Source organism: Tetragenococcus muriaticus DSM 15685 (assembly GCF_000423785.1).
In the GTDB taxonomy this organism is placed as follows: Bacteria; Bacillota; Bacilli; order Lactobacillales; family Enterococcaceae; genus Tetragenococcus; species Tetragenococcus muriaticus.
In genome coordinates this window covers 1-2,361 of record NZ_AUIQ01000101.1, presented here as the reverse complement: position 1 = coordinate 2,361, position 2,361 = coordinate 1, and the positions used below count along the sequence as shown (strand labels likewise).

Annotated in this window: 2 protein-coding genes; both read left to right on the top strand. The window is 37.4% G+C overall.

Translation table 11 applies throughout. The annotated features are described in order from the left end of the window. Positions 1 to 270: 270 nt before the first annotated feature. Complete coding sequence (groES, locus tag G577_RS0110295; RefSeq protein WP_028791087.1) at positions 271 to 555, top strand: co-chaperone GroES; 285 nt, start codon at positions 271 to 273, stop codon at positions 553 to 555. A 26-nt stretch (positions 556 to 581) separates the two neighbouring features. Beyond that, the gene (groL, locus tag G577_RS0110290) at positions 582 to 2,225 is read left to right on the top strand and encodes a chaperonin GroEL (RefSeq protein WP_028791086.1); all 1,644 of its coding nucleotides are present in this window, start codon (positions 582 to 584) and stop codon (positions 2,223 to 2,225) included. Positions 2,226 to 2,361: the final 136 nt, after the last annotated feature.

Below are 2,361 nucleotides of genomic sequence, written 5' to 3'. Positions count from 1 at the left end.
CTTTGTTCATTAGTGCCTGTCACAGCCCAATGAATAGAGTAACGGTTTCTTTTTTATTCGTCTAGAGGGAACCTCAATAAATTTTACACTTAGTTTATTTACTTAAGTAAATAAAAAACTGACTTTTTTTGACTTTTATAAAAAAATTTGATTCAACTACTTGCAATATTAAAGAAAAATGATACCATTGAAATTGTGAGTTAGCACTCTATAACAAAGAGTGCTAACAACGGAAAATTAAATGATAAAATTTATTTGGAGGGATCTTTCATGTTAAAACCATTAGGTGACCGCGTATTAGTCGAGGTTTCAGAAGAAGAAGAAAAAACAGTTGGTGGCATTGTTTTAGCATCTACTGCTAAAGAAAAACCACAAACAGGTAAAGTTGTCGCTATCGGTGATGGACGCACACTTGAAAATGGTGAAGTGGCACAAGTTCCTGTAAACGTTGGCGATATTGTCTTATTTGAAAAATACACTGGCTCTGAAGTAAAATATGATGGTCAAGATTACATGATCTTTTCCGCAAAAGATATTGTAGCAATTGTGGAATAAAAAAATTATTTTTGAGGTGAAAAATTATGGCAAAAGATATTAAATTTTCAGAAGACGCACGCCGTTCTATGCTTAGTGGTGTAAGTAAGTTAGCAGATACAGTCAAAGTAACATTAGGGCCTAAAGGTCGAAATGTTGTATTGGAACAATCTTATGGTTCTCCTCTTATTACTAACGATGGGGTTACAATTGCTAAAGAAATTCAATTAGAAGATCATTTCGAAAACATGGGTGCTCAGTTAGTTTCAGAAGTTGCTTCTAAAACAAATGACGTTGCTGGTGACGGTACGACAACTGCTACTGTATTAGCACAATCGATTGTAAGCGAAGGATTGAAAAACGTTGCTTCTGGTGCAAGCCCGTTAGGCATTCGTCATGGTATCGAAAAAGCTACGCAAAAGGCAGTAGAAGAATTGCAAAATATTTCTACTCCAGTTCAATCAAAAGATGGAATTGTTCAAGTAGGAACGGTTTCTTCTGGTAGTGAACAAGTGGGCAACTATATTGCTGATGCAATGGACAAAGTTGGTAATGATGGTGTGATTACAATTGAAGATTCTCAAGGCATTGATACTGAATTAGATGTCGTTGAAGGGATGCAATTTGATCGTGGCTATCTTTCCCAATACATGGTAACGGACAATGAAAAAATGGAAGCTGATTTAGACAATCCTTATATTTTGATTACAGATAAGAAAATATCTAATATCCAAGATATCCTTCCATTATTAGAACAAGTAGTACAAGAATCCAAACCATTATTGATTATCGCTGATGATATCGATGGTGAAGCTTTACCAACACTTGTTTTGAATAAAATTCGTGGAACATTTAATGTTGTTGCAACTAAAGCACCTGGATTTGGCGATCGTCGTAAAGCAATGTTAGAAGATATTGCTGTGTTGACTGGCGCTACTGTAATTACTGAAGATCTAGGTCTTAACTTGAATGAAGCAACAATGGATTCACTTGGTAAAGCAAGTAAAGTTACAGTTGATAAAGATAATACAACGATTGTTGAAGGTGCTGGCGAACCAGCAGCTATCGATGATCGCGTACAATTGATCAAAAACCAAGTAAATGAAACAACTTCAGATTTTGATCGAGAAAAATTACAAGAACGTCTAGCGAAATTAGCAGGCGGTGTAGCTGTCATCAAAGTTGGTGCAGCAACAGAAACAGAACAAAAAGAATTAAAACTTCGTATTGAAGACGCCTTGAACGCAGCTCGTGCAGGTGTTGAAGAAGGCATGGTTTCCGGCGGTGGAACAGCCTTAGTGAATGTAATTAATAAAGTAGCTGAATTAGATGCTTCTGATGATGTAAGCACAGGAATTAGTATTGTGGTTCGTGCATTAGAAGAGCCAGTTCGTCAAATGGCTGAAAATGCTGGTTTTGAGCCTTCAGTGATTATTGACAAATTGAAGAATGAACAAGTAGGAACTGGGTTTAACGCAGCAACTGGAGAATGGGTAAACATGGTGGACGCAGGTATTGTTGATCCAACGAAAGTTGTTCGCTCTGCTTTACAAAATGCAGCATCTATTTCTTCCTTACTACTATCAACTGAATCAGTCGTTGCTGATTATCCAGAACCTGAATCCAATAGCGGATCTGGTGATGGCGCACAGGGAATGGACCCATCGATGATGGGCGGCGGCATGATGTAATAGCTTTATTAAGAAGTCTTGGACAAAGAAAATGTCCAAGACTTTTTTTAGTATGACGGGCATGTGTTATGTCTAGAGTGAAAGTCTCTGTGGAGCGTCGTTACCAACGAATCCCAAAGCGACTTGCAAGTTTCGT

Coding starts and splice junctions, on each gene's coding strand:
- groES (WP_028791087.1), top strand. CDS start 271: ATGTTAAAACCATTAGGTGACCGCGTATTAGTCGAGGTTTCAGAAGAA.
- groL (WP_028791086.1), top strand. CDS start 582: ATGGCAAAAGATATTAAATTTTCAGAAGACGCACGCCGTTCTATGCTT.